Source organism: Burkholderia sp. SRS-25 (assembly GCF_004343765.1).
Classification (GTDB): domain Bacteria; phylum Pseudomonadota; class Gammaproteobacteria; order Burkholderiales; family Burkholderiaceae; genus Burkholderia; species Burkholderia contaminans.
Genome location: NZ_PTXM01000022.1, coordinates 164,533 through 181,089 on the forward strand (window position 1 = coordinate 164,533; position 16,557 = coordinate 181,089).

The window sequence follows — 16,557 nt, forward strand, 5'->3', positions numbered from 1 at the left end:
GTCACGCGCAGGCGGCTTCGATCAACTGCGTGACGAGCGCGGGCGCGACGCCGATCGGCGTTTCGCCGTGCCGATAGGTCTGGCTTGCCGCGTAGATGCCTTCGATCACCAGCGCGAGCGAGTCGGCAAGCGCCTGCGGCTGCCGCGCGCCGGCGTCTTCGCACAGTGCGACGAGCCGCTTCATCAGCTGTTCCTTGTTCTGCGCGACGCGCTCGCGCGCCGGGTGCGACGCATCCGGGAATTCGGCCGCGACGTTGACGAACGGGCAACCGCGGTAATCCTGCTGCGTCGCGCGCTCGGCGAGATCGACGAAATACTGGATCAGTTGCGCTTTCGGCTGGCCCGGGTGCTTCGCGACGCTCGTGTTGAAGCGGTCGAAGAAACACGCATCCATCCGCTCCAGGTACGCGAGGATCAGCTCGTCCTTCGACGAGAACTGCCGATACAGGCTCATCTTGTTGACGCCCGCCCGCTCCACGACCGCCTCGACGCCCACCGACCGAACACCTTCCTTGTAAAACAGTTCCTCGGCGGCGCGCAGCAGGTGCTCCTGCGCGGTGGCGCCGTCGATCGGCCGGCGCGTGCGGCGCGGCAGCGGTTTGGCGATCTCGATGCCCGACATGATGACCCTCGACTGCATATTGGATTGCTTGACATGTTACCGATTGGTCACTACGATCGCAACACACTTGTGACCGGTCGGTAACAATGCCGATCGGGTCGATAGACAAATGCCAAGCGTCGGCCCGGGTCAGCCGATGCAGCGTGCGGCGGAGGTGGCCTGGCAGGGCGAGCGGCGCGGGTGCGGAGGCACCGGAGCCGCCAACAGGAGAACGCGAAGATGAACTGGGCGGTGACACGAATCGGCGGGCGCTTCCACTACGGATGGCTCGCGGCGGCGGTGGTATTCCTGATCCTGCTGGCGGCGGCCGGCACGCGCGCGACGCCGAGCGTGCTGATGGTGCCGCTCGAACGCGAGCTCGGCTGGAGCCGCGCGGCGATTTCGCTGGCGATCTCGGTGAATATCGCGCTGTACGGACTGACGGGCCCGTTCGCGGCTGCCGCGATGCAGCGCTTCGGGCTGCGCCCGACCATTCTCACCGCGCTCGTGACGATGAGCGCGGGCGTCGCGCTGTCGTCGATGATGACGCAGAGCTGGCAGATGGTGGTGATCTGGGGCCTGATGGTCGGCTGCTCGACGGGCGTGGTCGCGCTGACGCTGTCCGCGACCTTCGTCACGCGCTGGTTTCATGCGCGGCGCGGCCTCGTGATGGGGATCCTGACTGCGAGCACGGCCACCGGCCAGCTCGTGTTCCTGCCGATGCTCGCGGCGATCGCACAGCGCCATGGCTGGCGCCCGGTCGTGCTGGTCGTCGCAGTCGCGGCCGCGATCGTGATTCCGCTGGTTGCGTTCCTGTTGCCCGAACGGCCGGCCGACGTGCAGTTGCGCCCGTACGGCGAGCCGGCCGATGCGCCGCCCGCGCCCGAGGCGACGAAGGAGAACCCGCTCGCGGTCGCGTTCCGAACGTTGCTGACGGCGAGCCGTTCGCGCGATTTCTGGCTGCTGTTCTTCAGCTTCTTTATCTGCGGTGCAAGCACCAACGGCTATGTCGGCACGCACCTGATCGCGATGTGCAGCGACTACGGGATGACGGAAGTGCAGGGCGCGTCGCTGCTCGCGGCGATGGGCGTGTTCGACCTGTTCGGCACGACGCTGTCGGGCTGGCTGTCCGACCGTTACGACAACCGCGTGCTGCTGTTCTGGTACTACGGGCTGCGCGGGCTGTCGCTGATCTACCTGCCGCACGCGTTCGGGATCGATTTCTTCGGGCTGCCGCTGTTTGCGATGTTCTACGGGCTCGACTGGATCGCGACCGTGCCGCCGACCGTGCGCCTCGCGACCGACGTGTTCGGCAAGGCCGCGGCGCCGGTCGTGTTCGGCTGGATCGTCGCCGGCCACCAGCTCGGCGCGGCGTTCGCGGCGCTCGGCGCGGGGCTGCTGCGCGCGAGCCTTGGCACCTACACGATCGCGTCGATGATTTCGGGCGGGCTGTGCATCATCGGCGCGCTGATCGTGCTGCGGATCAACCGCGGCCCGTCGCGCGCAGCCGCGCAGGCGGCCTGACCGCGCCAATCCGTGAGCCGCGCCGGCCGCGCGGCGAACGGCCGGCCAACGCACGCACGGAGATTTGCATAGCGCGGGAGGATCGGGCGCGCATCGGCTCAAGCGGGTATGCTTGCGGTTCGTCAGGCGTTCGCGCCCCTTCTTCGATGTCAGCGAGGATTCGCATGTCCGTCAAACCTGCTCCCACTACTGTTTCGATTCATGATCTGATCGCGGGCCGCTGGAGCCCGCGCGCGTATTCGGATGAAGCCGTCAGCGCCGGCGATCTGCACGCGGTGCTCGAAGCCGCCCGCTGGGCGCCGTCCGCCTACAACGCGCAGCCGTGGCGCTTCATCGTATTCGACCGCACGCAGGACGAAGACGCATTCAAACGCGCGTTCGCGACGCTGGTGCCGTTCAACCAGGGCTGGAACGCACCGGCGCCCGTGCTGATCGCGGTGACCGCGCACACACTCACGCCGAAGGGTGAGCCGGCTCCCACCGCGCTGTACGACGCGGGCGCCGCCGCGATGTCGCTGGTGCTGCAGGCGCACGCACTGGGCCTGGCCGCCCACCAGATGAGCGGCTTCGATGCGAAGGCGTTCCGCGATGCGTTCGCGATTCCGGCCGACGTCGCGATTCCGTCGATCATCTCGCTCGGTCACTACGGCAACGTCGACAAGCTCGATCCCGTGTTGCGCGATCGCGAGAAGGCGCCGCGCACGCGCCATGCGATCGGTGAGGTCGTCTATGCGGGCGCGTGGAAGAAGGGTTTCGACGCGGCAGCGTGACCTGCCTGGCGGACGGGCTGCATCGCGCATCCCGCCCGCATGTTCTCCCGGCGCGTCAGGCCGCGCGCCGTCCCGCCGAGGCCCGTTGCGCCGTACCGGTGGCCGGCCCCGGTTGTGATCCCGCGGGCTTCATGTTAAAAAGCCCGTCCTTTCCGTTTTCGCGCCGGCCCTGCTGCGGCAACTTCCCATGACTTACTGCGCGATCGATTTCGGCACGTCCAATTCCGCCGTGGCGCTGCCCGACGGCGACGGCATGCGCCTCGCGCCCGTCGAGGGCGACCACCTGACGCTGCCCACCGCGATCTTCTTCAACAACGACGAAGAGACGGTCGAATACGGCCGTGCGGCGCTGGCTTCGTACATCGACGGTTTCGACGGCCGGCTGATGCGGTCGATGAAGAGTATCCTCGGCTCGCCGCTCGCGGAAACGACGACCGATCTCGGCGACGGCAGCGCGATCGCGTACACCGAAATCATCGCGCGCTTCCTGACGCACCTGAAGCGCAAGGCCGAAGCCCGCGCGGGCGCGCCGATCGGCCGTGCGGTGCTCGGCCGGCCGGTGTTCTTCGTCGACGACGATCCGCGTGCCGACCGCCTCGCCCAGGACCAGCTCGAGGCCGCCGCGCGATCGGTCGGCTTCGCGGACGTCCAATTCCAGTACGAACCGATCGCGGCCGCGTTCGACTACGAGTCGCGCCAGCAGGCGGAGCGACTCGTGCTCGTCGCCGACATCGGCGGCGGCACGTCCGACTTCTCGCTGGTGCGTGTCGGGCCCGAACGGATGGCGCGGCTCGAGCGCAAGGACGACGTGCTGGCTCACCACGGCGTGCACGTCGCGGGCACCGATTACGACCGGCGTGTCGAGCTGGCGGCGATCCTGCCCGCATTCGGCTACCGTTCGCTCGACCCGGAAGGGCGCGAACTGCCGAACAAGATCTACTTCGATCTCGCCACCTGGCACCTGATCAACACGGTCTACACGCCGAAGCGGCTCGGCGAGCTGAAGCTGATGAAGCACCTGTACCGGGATGTGCGGCAGTACGACCGGCTCACGAGCGTGGTCGAGCAGCGGCTCGGGCATGCGCTGATGGCGCGCGCGGAAGAAGCGAAGATCGGCGTCGCGGCGGGCGGGGAGACGATGATCGACCTGAACGACGTGGAAGAGGATCTGCAGATCGCATTCGATGCCGACCGGCTCGTCGATGCGAGCCACGACGACACCGCACGCATCGTCGACGCCGCGCGCGAGACGGTGCGGCTTGCGGGCGTGGCGCCGCGCGATGTCGGCGCGCTCTACTTCACCGGCGGCTCGACGGGGCTCGCGTTCCTGTCGGGCGCGCTGGCGGGTGCATTCCCGGATGCGCAGCCGGTGTTCGGCGACCGCCTCGCGAGCGTCGCGACGGGCCTCGGCATTCACGCGCAGCGATTGTTCGGTTGAATGCGGGCGGCTGAAAGGCCGCCATGCCGGTCGACCGGCGCCGAAAAACAAAAAGCCCCGCCGAAGCGGGGCTTTTTTTCACGAATTATCGCGCCAAGCTTAGACCGGACGGATGTTCGCAGCTTGCAGACCCTTCGGGCCCGTCTTCACTTCGAATTCAACCTTCTGGTTTTCTTGCAGCGTCTTGAAGCCTTCGACGCGGATTTCCGAGAAGTGCGCGAACAGATCGTCGCCGCCGCCTTCCGGGGTGATGAAGCCGAAGCCCTTTGCGTCATTGAACCACTTGACGGTACCGGTTGCCATGTTACTTGTTCCTAAAAAGATAAAACGGGGCCGAGGCCCATGGGGTGCGGAAAATCAAGGAAGGGGTAATAGGACCAACCGGAGTACCGTTGATGGGCGAACTACGAAAGAACCAATTCACTCGCCACTTGAAATCCTGCGAAGTCCTTTATACGGCTTATCAACCGTGTGGTCAACCGTATTTCCATGGACTCAGGGTTATTGCGGAGATCAGGTTTACAAAGCTTGCAAACGATGCGAATTTTTTGTAGGGGCCGAACGATTTTGGCGCCACGTTTGAGGTGCAACCGTTAAACTACGCGCCGCGTGGACGGGTTGCCCCGATCGGGTGACGCGCCCCCCCAAAATTGCATGCGCGGTGCAGTCCGAGCCGATCCCGGACCGCGGGCCGACGATGCTTTTTGAGACACAGGAGAGGATGTGAAGAGTTCTATTCAACGGAACATCGGCCCGTTTGCATTGATGCTGACGGGGCTGGGTTCGATTATCGGTTCGGGCTGGCTGTTCGGCGCCTGGAAGGCCGCGAAGATTGCCGGTCCGGCGGCGATCTGCGCTTGGATCATCGGCGCTGTCGTGATTCTCGCAATTGCACTGACTTACGCGGAATTGGGCGCGATGTTCCCCGAGTCGGGCGGCATGGTGCGCTATGCGCGCTACTCGCACGGTTCGCTGGTGGGTTTCATCAGTGCGTGGGCGAACTGGATTGCGATCGTATCCGTGATCCCGATCGAGGCTGAAGCGTCGATCCAGTACATGAGCACGTGGCCGTATCCGTGGGCGCATGCATTGTTCGTGAACAGCGAATTGCAGACACTCGGCCTGCTGCTGTCGGCCGTACTGGTCGTCATCTACTTCATGTTGAACTACTGGGGCGTCAAGGCCTTCGCGCGGGCGAACACGGCGATCACGATCTTCAAGTTCCTGATTCCCGGCCTCACGATCCTCGGCCTGATGCTGACGAGCTTCCATGCTGAGAACCTCGGCACCGCATCCAATGCGAGCTTCGCGCCGTACGGTTGGTCGGCCGTGCTGACCGCAGTCGCGACGAGCGGCATCGTGTTCGCGTTCAACGGCTTCCAGAGCCCGGTGAACCTGGCCGGTGAAGCGCGCAACCCGTCGCGCAGCGTGCCGTTCGCGGTGATCACGTCGATCCTGCTCGCACTCGTGATCTACGTGCTGCTGCAGATGGCCTACATCGGTTCGGTGAATCCGGCCGACGTCGCGAAGGGCTGGGCGCATTTCAATTTCTCGTCGCCGTTCGCGGAACTCGCGATCGCGCTGAACCTGAACTGGCTGGCGATCCTGCTGTACGTCGACGCGTTCATCAGCCCGAGCGGCACCGGGACGACCTACATGGCGACGACCACCCGCATGATCTACGCGATGGAGCGCAACAACACGATGCCGAAGATGTTCGGCAACGTGCACCCGATCTACGGTGTCCCGCGCCAGGCGATGTGGTTCAACCTGCTCGTGTCGTTCATCTTCCTGTTCTTTTTCCGCGGCTGGAGCTCGCTCGCGGCGGTGATCTCGGTCGCGACGGTGATCTCGTACCTGACCGGCCCGATCAGCCTGATGGCGCTGCGCCGCTCCGCGACCGACATCGAGCGTCCGTTGTCGATTCCGCTGATGAAGCTGATCGCGCCGTTCGCATTCGTGTGCGCATCGCTGATCCTGTACTGGGCGAAGTGGCCGCTGACGGGCGAAATCATCCTGCTGATGATCGTTGCGCTGCCGGTGTACTTCTACTTCCAGGCGAAATCGGGCTGGACCGGCTGGGGCGCCGACCTGAAGGCCGCATGGTGGCTGGTCGCGTACCTGCCGACGATGGCCGTGCTGTCGCTGATCGGCAGCAAGGAATTTGGCGGTCACGGCTACCTGCCGTACGGGTGGGACATGCTGATCGTCGCGGCGATCTCGCTGGTTTTCTACTTCTGGGGTGTGAATACGGGCTACCGGACCCAGTATCTCGACGAGCGCGAGTCGCACGACGAGATCCTCGAAGGGGTCGGTGCCTGACGCGTGACCTGCCGCCGGATCCGGCGGCGGCAGCAAGCAGCGTAAAAAAGCCCGCCCGAGCGATGCTCGGGCGGGCTTTTTGTTGGGCGGTCGGCGCTCGCCGTCCGCTGGTCAGGCGGCCGTGCCGGTGAACACGTAGTTCGTCATCGCGAGCACGCGCTGGTACGTGCCGAGCGACTGGATGCCGAGCTGGTAGTCGTCGTCCGCCGCGCCGAGCGCCGCGAACACCGGCAGCAGGTGCTCGTCGGTCGGATGCATCAGCGCCGCGTGCGGCGCTTGCCGGCGGTAGTCGAGCAGCGCGTCGACGTCGCGCGCGGCCAGCTTCGCCTCGAACCAGTCGGTGAATTCCGCGACGCGCGGGTCCGCATCCTCGGGCGCCGCACCGAAGTCTGCGGCGCGCAGGTTGTGTGTGATCTGGCCGGAGCCGATCACCATCACGCCTTCGTCGCGCAGCGGTCGCAGCGCGCGGCCGAGCGCGAAGTGGTGGGCAGCATCCGCACGCGGCTGGATCGACAGCTGGGCCACCGGCACGTCGGCCTCCGGGAACATCAGCAGCATCGGCACCCACGCGCCGTGGTCGAGGCCGTGCTCGGTCGTCGCGGTCTCGATGCCGGCCGCATTCAGCAGCCCGGCCGCGCGTTCGGCGACGTCGGGTGCGCCGGGCGCCGGGTAGCGGATGTCGTACAGCGCCTGCGGAAAGCCGTAGAAATCGTGGATCGTTTCCGGATGCGCGGCGATGCTGGCGACGGGGCGCTGGGTGCCCCAGTGCGCGGACAGCATCAGCACCGCGCGCGGGCGCGGCAATTCGGCGGCGAGGTGCGTGAATGCGCCGGACGGCAGTGCCGGGTCGATCGGCAGCGTCGGGGCGCCGTGGGACAGGTAGAGCGAAGGCAAGCGGTTCATGGTGGTGGCCTGCAAAGGGATTTGCCTGTGACTATAGTCGCGCACCCGATATTGATAAATCCGCGATCTGGAATTTGATTGACGCTTGTTTGTTGATAATCCGGGCGGTGCGATGCGCTTCACGGCAGCTGGGCGCTGTATTCGTGAAAATAGAATGAATTTCGGTTGAAATCGACGCAGATGCGCGACGAATGGATCGTCGGGCGTGCGCTTACTGCGCGTGCCGGATGCCGGCCCACGGTGTCGTCTGCGGCGCGCTGAGCGCGAACAGGTCGAGCACGCGCGTGACGGTCTGGTCGACGAGTTCCTCGATCGTCTTCGGCATCGCGTAGAACGCGGGCAGCGGCGGGAAGACGATGCCGCCCATTTCGGTGACGGCGGTCATGTTGCGCAGATGCGCGAGGTTGAACGGCGTTTCGCGCACCATCAGCACGAGGCGGCGGCGCTCCTTCAGCGTGACGTCGGCTGCGCGCGTGATCAGGTTGTCGGACAGCCCGTGTGCGACGCTCGCGAGCGTCTTCATCGAGCAGGGCGCGATCACCATCCCGTCGGTCGCGAACGATCCCGATGCGATCGTCGCGCCGACGTCGCGCACCGAATGCACGACATCCGCACGGCTTTCGACATCGGCCTTCGACAGCTTCAGTTCGTGCTGGATGTTGAGCCAGCCGGCGTTCGAAATCAGCAGATGGGTTTCGACGCCGCCGGCGGCACGCAGCAGGTCGAGCAGCCGTACGCCGTAGATCGCGCCGGTTGCGCCGGTGATCGCGACGATCAGCCGGCGTGGCGGCGCGCTGGGAGATGCCATCGAAAAGAGGCGGGGCGTATTACGCGGCGGCGAACAGTTGCTGCAGTTCGCCCGACTGGTACATCTCCATCATGATGTCCGAGCCGCCGATGAATTCGCCCTTCACGTAGAGCTGCGGAATCGTCGGCCAGTTCGAGAATTCCTTGATGCCCTGGCGGATCTCGTCGTCTTCGAGGACGTTGACCGTCTTGAACTGGTCGACGCCGCAGGCCTTCAGCACCTGGATGGCGCGGCCCGAAAAGCCGCACATCGGGAATTGTGCGTTGCCCTTCATGAAGAGCACGACCTGGTTTTCGTCGACGATTTGCTTGATACGTTGTTGGGTGTCCATGACTGACCTTGCGTTCTTGCGTTAGCGGGGCGGTAGATCGAAATGATAGCGGATTTCAACCGGGCGGGCCGGGCATCAGCCCGGCAGGCGGCCGCCTGTCGTGCGTTCGATGGCGGCCAGATCGGCAAGCGATTCGACCGCGACGAAGCCGCGCGAGGCGAGCACCGCGCGCACGGCCTCGGCCTGGTCGTAGCCGTGCTCGATCCAGAGCGTGCCGCCCGGTTTCAGGTAGGTGCCGGCGCCCGCGACGATCGTGCGGATCGCGCTGAGGCCGTCGGCATCGTCGGTGAGTGCGCCGCGCGGCTCGAAACGCAGGTCGCCTTGCTCGAGGTGCGGATCGTGCTGCGCGATGTACGGCGGGTTGCTGACGATCGTGTCGAATGCGAGCGCCGGATCGAGCGCCGCGTACCAGTCGCTCTGCAGCCAGTGCAGCGGGCCGCCGGGGCGGCGCGCGTCGAGCAGCTTGCCTGCGTTGCGTCGTGCGACCTCAAGTGCGGCCGGCGAACGGTCGAGCGCCCACACGCGCGCATCGGGACGCTCGGCGGCGATCGATACGGCGATCGCGCCGCTCCCCGTGCCGAGATCGAGCACGGCCGGATGCGGCAGCCCGTCGATCGCTTCGAGTGCGGCTTCGACGAGCAGTTCGGTTTCGGGGCGCGGGATCAGCACGTCGGGCGTCACGTCGAACGGCCGACCGAAGAATTCGCGCATCCCGACGAGCTGCGCGACGGGCTCACCGGCCAGGCGGCGCGCCTCGAGCGCGCGGTAGCGTTCGACCGCGGCCGCGTCGAGCGGCGCGTCGCCGCGCGTGATCAATTGCGTGCGGGTCCAGCCAAGCGCGTGCGCGAGCAATACGCGCGCATCGACCGCGTCGAGCGGCGACGCGCGCAGCAGTTCGTCGGCGGAAGTGTCGGGCATCGCGGCCTCAGTCGGCATCGCCGAGCGACGCGAGCAGTTCGGCCTGGTGTTCGCTGACCAGCGCGCTGATCAGTTCGTCAAGATCGCCGTCCATGAGCGCTTCGAGCCGGTACAGCGTCAGGTTGATCCGGTGGTCGGTCATCCGGCCCTGCGGGAAGTTGTACGTGCGGATCCGTTCCGAGCGGTCGCCGGAGCCGATCAGGCTCTTGCGCGTGGCCGCTTCCTTCGCGTGCTGCTCGTGATACTGCTTGTCCTTGATGCGTGCGGCGAGCACCTTCAGCGCGCGATCCTTGTTCTTGTGCTGCGAACGGTCGTCCTGGCACTCGACGACGATCCCGGTCGGGATGTGCGTGACGCGCACCGCCGAATCGGTCTTGTTGATGTGCTGGCCGCCCGCGCCGGACGCGCGGAACGTGTCGATCCGCAGGTCGGCCGGATTGATCTCGACCTCGCCGATTTCGTCGGCTTCCGGCATCACCGCGACCGTGCATGCGGACGTGTGGATGCGCCCCTGCGTCTCGGTGGCCGGCACGCGCTGTACGCGATGGCCGCCCGATTCGAACTTCAGGCGCGAATACGCGCCCTGGCCCGCGATCCGCACGATCACTTCCTTGTAGCCGCCGAGATCCGACGCGCTCTCCGACATCATTTCGACCTGCCAGCGCTGCCGTTCCGCGAAGCGCAGGTACATGCGCAGCAGGTCGCCCGCGAACAGCGCCGATTCGTCGCCGCCCGTGCCCGCACGGATTTCGAGGAAGATGTTGCGGTCGTCGTTCGGATCCTTCGGTAGCAGCATCTTCTGCAGTTCGGTCTCGAGGCGGGCCATGCTCTCGCGTGCGCTGCGGATTTCGTCTTCCGCGAAGTCGCGCATCGACAGGTCGCCGAGCAGCTCCTGCGCGGCCGTCTCGTCGCTGCGCGACTGGCGCCACAGCGCGTACTGTTCGACCACCGGGCCGAGTTCCGCATGTTCACGCGTGAGCTTGCGGTACTGGTCGAGGTCGGCCGTGACGTTTTCGCGGCTCAGCAGGTCGTTCAGTTCGGCCAGCCGTGTGGACAGCTGGTCGAGCTTGCGTTGCATGCTCGTCTTCATGGTGTGGAGCGGCGCTCCCGGGCAAGGGGTATTCGGAAAGGATAGGCCGGCGGCGGGACAACGACCGGCCGGCGGCAGGGCGATCGGCCGGCGCTAGTGGCCGGACTGGTCGTTCGAGCGCGGTGCGTGCTGGTAGAAGCCGCGCATCAGGTCGATCAGCGAATCGCGATCGGCGCCGTTCACGCGGTTGAGCGCGCTCGTCGGGCCGTGGATCAGCTTGTTGGTCAGCGCCTGCGACAGCGCTTCGAGCACGGCGGCCGGATCGTCGCCGCGCGCGAGCAGCTTCTGCGCCTTGTCGACTTCGGCACGGCGCAGTGCGTCGGCCTGCGTATGCATGTGACGGATCACCGGCACGACGCTGCGCGTGTCGAGCCATTGCATGAAATTCTGCACGCGCGTTTCGATGATCGTTTCGGCCTGCGCGACCGCAGCCTGGCGCGATGCATTGCCTTCGCGCACGATCGCGCCGAGATCGTCGACGGTGTAGAGGAATACGTCCTTCAGCTTGCCGACTTCGGGTTCGATGTCGCGCGGCACCGCGAGGTCGACCATGAAGATCGGCCGGTGGCGGCGTGCCTTCACCGCGCGCTCGACTGCGCCGAGGCCGATGATCGGCAGCGTCGACGCCGTGCACGACACGATGATGTCGAACTCGTGCATGCGGGTCGGCAGGTCGGCGAGCGGCATCGCGCGGCCGTTGAAGCGTTCGGCGAGCCGCTGGCCCCGTTCGGCCGTGCGGTTCGCGACGACGAGTTCGCGCGGGCCTTGCGCGGCGAAGTGCGTCGCGCACAGCTCGATCATCTCGCCGGCGCCGATGAACAGCACGCGCTGATCTGACACCTTTTCGAAGATCCGTTGTGCGAGGCGCACCGCGGCGGCGGCCATCGACACCGACTGCGTGCCGATTTCGGTCGTGCCGCGCACTTCCTTCGCTACCGCGAACGTGCGCTGGAACAGCTGGTTCAGATAGGTGCCGAGTGCGCCGGCTTCCGTCGCGGTGCGAACGGCGTCCTTCATCTGGCCCAGAATCTGCGTTTCGCCAAGCACCATCGAATCGAGGCCGGATGCGACGCGAAATGCGTGCCGGACCGCTTCCGACTGCGGCAGCGCATAGACGTGCGGCGCGAGTTCGCCGACCGGGATCCGGTGATACTCCGACAGCCAGCGGATCGCGCCTTCGCGTGCCGCGCGATCGTCGGTCGCGCAATACAGTTCGGTGCGGTTGCAGGTGGAGAGGATCGCCGCTTCGGGCGTATTGGGCGCCTGGGGGCCGAGAAACACGTTCTTGAACGTGACGAGAGCCGGCTTGATCTGCTCGAGCGGAAACGCCACGCGTTCGCGCAAGGCGACAGGCGCAGTGTGGTGATTGATTCCGATCGTGAGGAGTTGCATATCGAGGGCTATCGTTTAGCCCCATATTATAGCGTTTCAGCGGTTTCCTCACTCGCCGCATACCGGGCATCAGCGTGGCGGGGCCGGGAATTTGGGGGCTCGATCGGCACGCGGTCGAGCTGATAGCCGTAGCCGTAGAGCGGCAGCAGCCGGTAGCCGCGCTCCGGAAGCAGCCGGAGTTTGCTGCGCAGCCGGGACGCATGGGTATCGAGCGTGCGCGACTTCATGTCGCGGCGGCGCCCCCACACCGTTTCGAGGATATGGGCGCGCGACACTGGCCGCGACAGGTTCGTGAACAGCAGCTGCGCGAACCGGAACTCCTTCGGCGTGAGTGAAACGATTGCGTCGTCGAACCGAACGAGGCAATGCGTGGCATCGAAAGCGTATTCGCCATACATTTCGCGCGAGCGGGTGGGTGGCCGGCGCACGCCGGCGCGCCGGCTCAGCGCATTGACGCGCGCGAGCATCTCGGGCCCGCTCACCGGGCGCACGAGGCAATCGTCGGCGCCCGCGTGCAGGCACGATACGATTTCGCTTTCGCGCGGCAATTGCATCACGGCGATGGCCGGCAGCCCGGGCAGGATGGTTTGCGCGCGCGGGATGACTTCCTCGGCCGGCTGGTCGCCGGCCCAATGGCCGGTGATCAGCATGTCGCAGGTGTCGGTGGCGAGCCACTCGAAGAACGCGGCACTGGACGGAAACGCGTGGCACACATGACCGCCTGCGAAGAGCAGGCGGTTCAGGAGCGCGGCATGGCGCGCTTCCGGATCGATCAGAGCGATTCGCATGAGAGTATCTTCAATACGGCAGCCGGCGCGCGCTTGCCATAACGTCGAGTCGGCCCCTACACTCGAATGTTGGCGGCACCCGGCTGGTCTCGGGTTCGATGGATAAATCGATGCTAGCCGCTGGCAACGTTCACGCCTATGGGACGAATCTGAATTTATAGAAGGCGTCGAATGAACTGGTTTGGAATCCTTGTCCTGGGAGCGGCCGTCGGGCTGTTCGGCCGATGGCTGCATCCGATGCGGCGCACCGGCCGGCCGGCGTGGTGGATCGCGGTGCTCGCCGGCATCGTCGGCGCGGGGGCGGCCCGCATGGCCGGCAATCTCTCGGGACTGTTTTACGATGGCGAGACGCTCGAATGGCCGGTCTGCACCGGTGTCGCGTTCCTCGTCGTAGCCGTGACGGTTACGCTGTCGGCCCGTCGCTGAATGTTCTCAGGTGAAATCATGAATGCCCGTCTTCCCGAAGTCTCGCCGGTGCCGGCCCGCCTCGCGCTGCTGCGTGGCGCCATGGCCCGCGAGGACCTGGCTGCCTATCTCGTGCCGTCCGCCGATCCCCATCTGTCCGAGTACCTGCCGGAGCGCTGGCAGGCCCGCCGCTGGCTGTCCGGCTTCACGGGCTCGGTCGGCACGCTGGTCGTGACCGCGGATTTCGCGGGGTTGTGGGTCGACAGCCGCTACTGGGTGCAGGCCGATGCCGAACTGGCCGGCACGGGCGTGCAACTGATGAAGATGACGGGCGGGCAGCAGAGCGCGCCGCACGTCGACTGGCTCGCGCAGAACGTGACGGCAGGTGCGACGGTCGGCGTCGACGGCGCCGTGCTCGGCGTCGCCGCCGCACGCGGGCTGACCGGGGCGCTGAATGCACGCGGCATCGCGCTGCGCACCGATCTCGATCTGCTCGACGCGATCTGGCCCGAGCGGCCGGGCCTGCCCGGCGACGCAGTGTTCGAGCACACGGCGCCGCAGGCCGACACGACGCGCGCGAGCAAGCTGGCCGAAGTGCGCCGCGCGATGCGCGCGCAGGGTGCGCAATGGCATTTCGTCTCGACGCTCGACGACCTCGCATGGCTGTTCAACCTGCGCGGCGCCGACGTCAACTTCAACCCCGTATTCGTTGCGCATGCAATGATCGGCGCCGATCGCGCGACGCTGTTCGTCGCCGACGGAAAGGTGTCGCCGGCGTTGGCCGCGTCGCTCGCGAAGGATGGTGTCGACGTTCGCGCCTACGACGCCGCGCGCGCCGCGCTCGCGTCGCTGCCCGACGGCGCGACGCTGCTGATCGACCCGCGCCGCGTGACGTTCGGCACGCTCGAGGCCGTGCCGGCCGGCGTGAAACTCGTCGAGGCCGTGAATCCGTCGACGTTTGCGAAGTCGCGCAAGACGTCCGCCGAGATCGAGCACGTGCGTGTGACGATGGAGCACGACGGCGCAGCGCTCGCGGAATTCTTCACGTGGTTCGAGCAGGCGGTGAACCGCGAGACGATCACCGAGCTGACGATCGAGGAAAAGCTCACGGCCGCCCGCGCCCGGCGCCCCGGCTACGTGTCGGCGAGTTTCGCGACGATTGCGGGCTTCAACGCGAACGGCGCGATGCCGCACTATCACGCGACGCCGGCGTCGCACGCGACGATCACCGGCGATGGCCTGCTGCTGATCGATTCGGGTGGCCAGTACGTGACGGGCACGACCGACATCACGCGTGTCGTGCCGGTCGGCACCGTCAGCGACCTGCAGCGGCGCGATTTCACGATCGTGCTGAAGTCGATGATGGCGCTGTCGCGTGCCCGCTTCCCGCGCGGCATCCGCTCGCCGATGCTCGACGCGATCGCGCGCGCACCGATGTGGGCGGCCGGGCTCGACTACGGCCACGGCACGGGGCATGGCGTCGGTTACTTCCTGAACGTGCACGAAGGCCCGCAGGTCATCTCTCACTACGCGCCGGCCGAGCCGCACACGGCGATGGAAGAAGGCATGATCACGTCGATCGAGCCGGGTGTGTACCGGCCCGGCCAGTGGGGCATCCGGATCGAGAACCTGGTCGTGAACCGTGCGGCCGGACAGACGGAATTCGGCGATTTCCTCGCATTCGAGACGTTGACGCTGTGCCCGATCGACACGCGCTGCGTGCTGATCGAAATGCTGCACGACGACGAGCGCGCATGGCTGAATACGTATCACGCGACGGTGCGCGAGCGCGTCGGCCGGCACCTGAGCGGCGATGCGAAAGCGTGGCTCGACGCGCGTACGCAGCCGATCTGACACAACAGGCGATAACGGCCGGACAACGGCCGAACGACAAACCGAGGGCAGGCAATGGCGGACACCGCAGTGATCGTGGTCGACATGCAGCGTGGGCTGGTGCAGCGGGCACGGCCCGCTTACCGGCTCGATGACGTGGTATCGGGCATCAACCGGCTGACGGCGGCGGCGCGCGCGGCGAACGTGCCCGTGTGCTTCGTGCAGCACGACGGCGATGCGGACGACGACATCGTGCCCGGCACACCGGGCTGGGAGCTGCATGCGGGGCTGGTCGTCGGGAACGACGACTGGCGCGTGCGCAAGCAGGTGAGCGACTCGTTCCACGACACGCCGCTCGCGGCGCAGCTCGACCGCCACGGCATCCGTTCGGTGCTGATCTGCGGCTATGCGACCGAGTTCTGCGTCGATTCGGCCGCACGCCGCGCGGCGCTGCTCGGCTACCGGACGACGGTCGTATCCGATCTGCACACGACGAACGAGCGCACGCACCTGTCGGCCGCGCAGATCGTCGCGCACCATCACTTCGTATGGCAAAACAATTCGCTGTCGGGCAACCCGGTGACGCCGCGTCCGCTCGCGGAGGTTCTTTCGACGGAGTTCGCATGACGATCAAGGCCGTGGTGTTCGATTTCGGCGGCGTGCTGATCGACTGGAGCCCGGAGTACCTTTACCGGGAGCTGATTCCCGACGACGCGGAGCGTCGCTGGTTCCTCACGCACGTGTGCGCGATGGACTGGGTGATCCGTCAGGACGGCGGGCAAACGATCGAGGAAGGCACCGCCGAGCTCGTCGCGAAGTTTCCGGAGCACGAGGCGCTGATCCGCGCGTTCTACGCGCGCTGGCACGAAATGATCGGCGGCGTGCTCGAAGAGGGCGCCGCGCTCGTCGATCGCCTTGAAGCGCAGGGGATGCCGCTGTTCGGGCTGACGAACTGGTCCGCGCAGACATTCCCGTATGCATGGGACAACTTCCCGGTGCTGCGGCGTTTCAAGGAGATCGTCGTGTCGGGCCGTGTGAAGCTCGTGAAGCCCGATCCGGCGATCTACCGCGAGATGCACGCGCGGATCGAGCCGCACTTGCCGGGCATCGCGCCGCACGAACTCGTGTTCATCGACGACAACGCGAAGAATGCCGCGGCCGCGACGGCGCTCGGCTGGCACGGCATTCATCACACGAGTGCGGCGGTAACCGAGGCGCGGCTGCGCGAGTTGGGCGCGCTCGCGTAAGCGGCGGGCGAGCAGCCCGGCCGTCAGATAAAAAAGCGGGCCGGCGGCCCGCTTTTTTTGGGTTCATCGAGGATTACCGGGGAACGCGGCGCGGATCTTGAGGAAGAAGTATTCCTCGTCGCGGTACCCGTAGGCCCGACGCTTGATGACCTTGATGGTGTTGTTGATGCCTTCGACGACGCTGGTA

The 16,557-nt window shown here is 66.5% G+C and carries 18 protein-coding genes; 8 read left to right on the top strand and 10 right to left on the bottom strand.

All coding sequences use genetic code 11. The features are described from left to right. Position 1 precedes the first annotated feature (1 nt). Positions 2-622 carry a TetR/AcrR family transcriptional regulator gene (locus C5O79_RS29290; protein ID WP_046544831.1) on the bottom strand — a complete coding sequence of 207 codons (621 nt, stop codon included), beginning with the start codon at positions 620-622 and terminating at the stop codon, positions 2-4. A 219-nt stretch (positions 623-841) separates the two neighbouring features. Here C5O79_RS29290 and C5O79_RS29295 point away from each other — a divergent pair, with 219 nt between their 5' ends. The 3 genes from C5O79_RS29295 to C5O79_RS29305 all read left to right on the top strand — a co-directional run bounded on the left by C5O79_RS29295 (position 842) and on the right by C5O79_RS29305 (position 4,333). Further along, entirely contained in the window at positions 842-2,125 is a 1,284-nt protein-coding gene (locus tag C5O79_RS29295; protein ID WP_046544832.1) for an MFS transporter, read from the top strand. A gap of 164 nt (positions 2,126-2,289) precedes the next feature. Continuing rightward, the gene (locus C5O79_RS29300; RefSeq protein WP_046544833.1) at positions 2,290-2,895 is read left to right on the top strand and encodes a nitroreductase family protein; all 606 of its coding nucleotides are present in this window, start codon (positions 2,290-2,292) and stop codon (positions 2,893-2,895) included. A 187-nt stretch (positions 2,896-3,082) separates the two neighbouring features. Then, positions 3,083-4,333 carry an Hsp70 family protein gene (locus C5O79_RS29305; RefSeq protein WP_046544834.1) on the top strand — a complete coding sequence of 417 codons (1,251 nt, stop codon included), beginning with the start codon at positions 3,083-3,085 and terminating at the stop codon, positions 4,331-4,333. Between the two features lie 99 nt (positions 4,334-4,432). Here C5O79_RS29305 and C5O79_RS29310 read toward each other — a convergent pair whose 3' ends face one another. Beyond that, positions 4,433-4,636, bottom strand: coding sequence for a cold-shock protein (locus C5O79_RS29310; RefSeq protein WP_006477070.1), 204 nt, complete (start codon positions 4,634-4,636; stop codon positions 4,433-4,435). A 420-nt stretch (positions 4,637-5,056) separates the two neighbouring features. On the opposite strand from C5O79_RS29310, the gene C5O79_RS29320 reads away from it, so the two are divergent. After that, positions 5,057-6,655: an APC family permease gene (locus C5O79_RS29320; protein WP_131931962.1), complete on the top strand. Its 1,599-nt coding sequence runs from the start codon at positions 5,057-5,059 to the stop codon at positions 6,653-6,655. Positions 6,656-6,766: 111 nt separating this feature from the next. On the opposite strand, the gene C5O79_RS29325 is transcribed toward C5O79_RS29320, so the two are convergent. The 7 genes from C5O79_RS29325 to C5O79_RS29355 all read right to left on the bottom strand — a co-directional run bounded on the left by C5O79_RS29325 (position 6,767) and on the right by C5O79_RS29355 (position 12,747). Continuing rightward, on the bottom strand, positions 6,767-7,558 hold the full coding sequence (locus C5O79_RS29325) for a class III extradiol ring-cleavage dioxygenase (protein WP_047851570.1): 792 nt from the start codon (positions 7,556-7,558) through the stop codon (positions 6,767-6,769). A gap of 211 nt (positions 7,559-7,769) precedes the next feature. Continuing rightward, entirely contained in the window at positions 7,770-8,366 is a 597-nt protein-coding gene (locus tag C5O79_RS29330) for a UbiX family flavin prenyltransferase (protein ID WP_047851571.1), read from the bottom strand. Positions 8,367-8,385: 19 nt separating this feature from the next. After that, the gene (gene grxD, locus C5O79_RS29335; protein WP_021161789.1) at positions 8,386-8,697 is read right to left on the bottom strand and encodes a Grx4 family monothiol glutaredoxin; all 312 of its coding nucleotides are present in this window, start codon (positions 8,695-8,697) and stop codon (positions 8,386-8,388) included. A 75-nt stretch (positions 8,698-8,772) separates the two neighbouring features. Continuing rightward, a complete protein-coding gene (prmC, locus tag C5O79_RS29340) occupies positions 8,773-9,615 on the bottom strand; it encodes a peptide chain release factor N(5)-glutamine methyltransferase (protein ID WP_122474489.1) in 843 nt (280 codons plus the stop codon). 7 nt (positions 9,616-9,622) lie between these two features. Continuing rightward, a complete protein-coding gene (prfA, locus tag C5O79_RS29345; protein WP_039352121.1) occupies positions 9,623-10,705 on the bottom strand; it encodes a peptide chain release factor 1 in 1,083 nt (360 codons plus the stop codon). 93 nt (positions 10,706-10,798) lie between these two features. Beyond that, the gene (gene hemA / locus C5O79_RS29350) at positions 10,799-12,097 is read right to left on the bottom strand and encodes a glutamyl-tRNA reductase (protein WP_039352123.1); all 1,299 of its coding nucleotides are present in this window, start codon (positions 12,095-12,097) and stop codon (positions 10,799-10,801) included. Between the two features lie 26 nt (positions 12,098-12,123). Next, entirely contained in the window at positions 12,124-12,747 is a 624-nt protein-coding gene (locus C5O79_RS29355) for a response regulator transcription factor (RefSeq protein WP_226148214.1), read from the bottom strand. 309 nt (positions 12,748-13,056) lie between these two features. On the opposite strand from C5O79_RS29355, the gene C5O79_RS29360 reads away from it, so the two are divergent. Genes C5O79_RS29360 through C5O79_RS29375 form a run of 4 tightly spaced genes read left to right on the top strand, consistent with a single transcriptional unit; the run spans position 13,057 to position 16,370 of the window. Next, on the top strand, positions 13,057-13,311 hold the full coding sequence (locus C5O79_RS29360) for a hypothetical protein (RefSeq protein WP_039352130.1): 255 nt from the start codon (positions 13,057-13,059) through the stop codon (positions 13,309-13,311). An 18-nt stretch (positions 13,312-13,329) separates the two neighbouring features. Next, positions 13,330-15,144 (top strand): aminopeptidase P family protein, encoded by a 1,815-nt coding sequence (locus C5O79_RS29365; RefSeq protein WP_131931964.1) that lies wholly within the window; start codon positions 13,330-13,332, stop codon positions 15,142-15,144. A gap of 54 nt (positions 15,145-15,198) precedes the next feature. Continuing rightward, positions 15,199-15,750, top strand: a complete 552-nt coding sequence (locus C5O79_RS29370) for a cysteine hydrolase family protein (protein ID WP_122473533.1) — start codon at positions 15,199-15,201, stop codon at positions 15,748-15,750. After that, positions 15,747-16,370 carry an HAD-IA family hydrolase gene (locus C5O79_RS29375; protein ID WP_039352135.1) on the top strand — a complete coding sequence of 208 codons (624 nt, stop codon included), beginning with the start codon at positions 15,747-15,749 and terminating at the stop codon, positions 16,368-16,370. Before C5O79_RS29370 ends, C5O79_RS29375 begins: the two co-directional genes overlap by 4 nt. Before the next feature lie 63 nt (positions 16,371-16,433). On the opposite strand, the gene C5O79_RS29380 is transcribed toward C5O79_RS29375, so the two are convergent. After that, positions 16,434-16,557 (bottom strand): transposase (locus C5O79_RS29380; RefSeq protein ID WP_143329487.1); only part of this gene is annotated, 124 nt, incomplete at its 5' end.

Excerpts from the sequence above, each read along its gene's own strand:
- C5O79_RS29290 (WP_046544831.1), bottom strand. The coding sequence starts at position 622 with ATGTCGGGCATCGAGATCGCCAAACCGCTGCCGCGCCGCACGCGCCGG.
- C5O79_RS29295 (WP_046544832.1), top strand. The coding sequence starts at position 842 with ATGAACTGGGCGGTGACACGAATCGGCGGGCGCTTCCACTACGGATGG.
- C5O79_RS29300 (WP_046544833.1), top strand. The coding sequence starts at position 2,290 with ATGTCCGTCAAACCTGCTCCCACTACTGTTTCGATTCATGATCTGATC.
- C5O79_RS29305 (WP_046544834.1), top strand. The coding sequence starts at position 3,083 with ATGACTTACTGCGCGATCGATTTCGGCACGTCCAATTCCGCCGTGGCG.
- C5O79_RS29310 (WP_006477070.1), bottom strand. The coding sequence starts at position 4,636 with ATGGCAACCGGTACCGTCAAGTGGTTCAATGACGCAAAGGGCTTCGGC.
- C5O79_RS29325 (WP_047851570.1), bottom strand. The coding sequence starts at position 7,558 with ATGAACCGCTTGCCTTCGCTCTACCTGTCCCACGGCGCCCCGACGCTG.
- C5O79_RS29330 (WP_047851571.1), bottom strand. The coding sequence starts at position 8,366 with ATGGCATCTCCCAGCGCGCCGCCACGCCGGCTGATCGTCGCGATCACC.
- grxD (WP_021161789.1), bottom strand. The coding sequence starts at position 8,697 with ATGGACACCCAACAACGTATCAAGCAAATCGTCGACGAAAACCAGGTC.
- prmC (WP_122474489.1), bottom strand. The coding sequence starts at position 9,615 with ATGCCCGACACTTCCGCCGACGAACTGCTGCGCGCGTCGCCGCTCGAC.
- prfA (WP_039352121.1), bottom strand. The coding sequence starts at position 10,705 with ATGAAGACGAGCATGCAACGCAAGCTCGACCAGCTGTCCACACGGCTG.
- hemA (WP_039352123.1), bottom strand. The coding sequence starts at position 12,097 with ATGCAACTCCTCACGATCGGAATCAATCACCACACTGCGCCTGTCGCC.
- C5O79_RS29355 (WP_226148214.1), bottom strand. The coding sequence starts at position 12,747 with ATGCTGATCACCGGCCATTGGGCCGGCGACCAGCCGGCCGAGGAAGTC.
- C5O79_RS29360 (WP_039352130.1), top strand. The coding sequence starts at position 13,057 with ATGAACTGGTTTGGAATCCTTGTCCTGGGAGCGGCCGTCGGGCTGTTC.
- C5O79_RS29365 (WP_131931964.1), top strand. The coding sequence starts at position 13,330 with ATGAATGCCCGTCTTCCCGAAGTCTCGCCGGTGCCGGCCCGCCTCGCG.
- C5O79_RS29370 (WP_122473533.1), top strand. The coding sequence starts at position 15,199 with ATGGCGGACACCGCAGTGATCGTGGTCGACATGCAGCGTGGGCTGGTG.
- C5O79_RS29375 (WP_039352135.1), top strand. The coding sequence starts at position 15,747 with ATGACGATCAAGGCCGTGGTGTTCGATTTCGGCGGCGTGCTGATCGAC.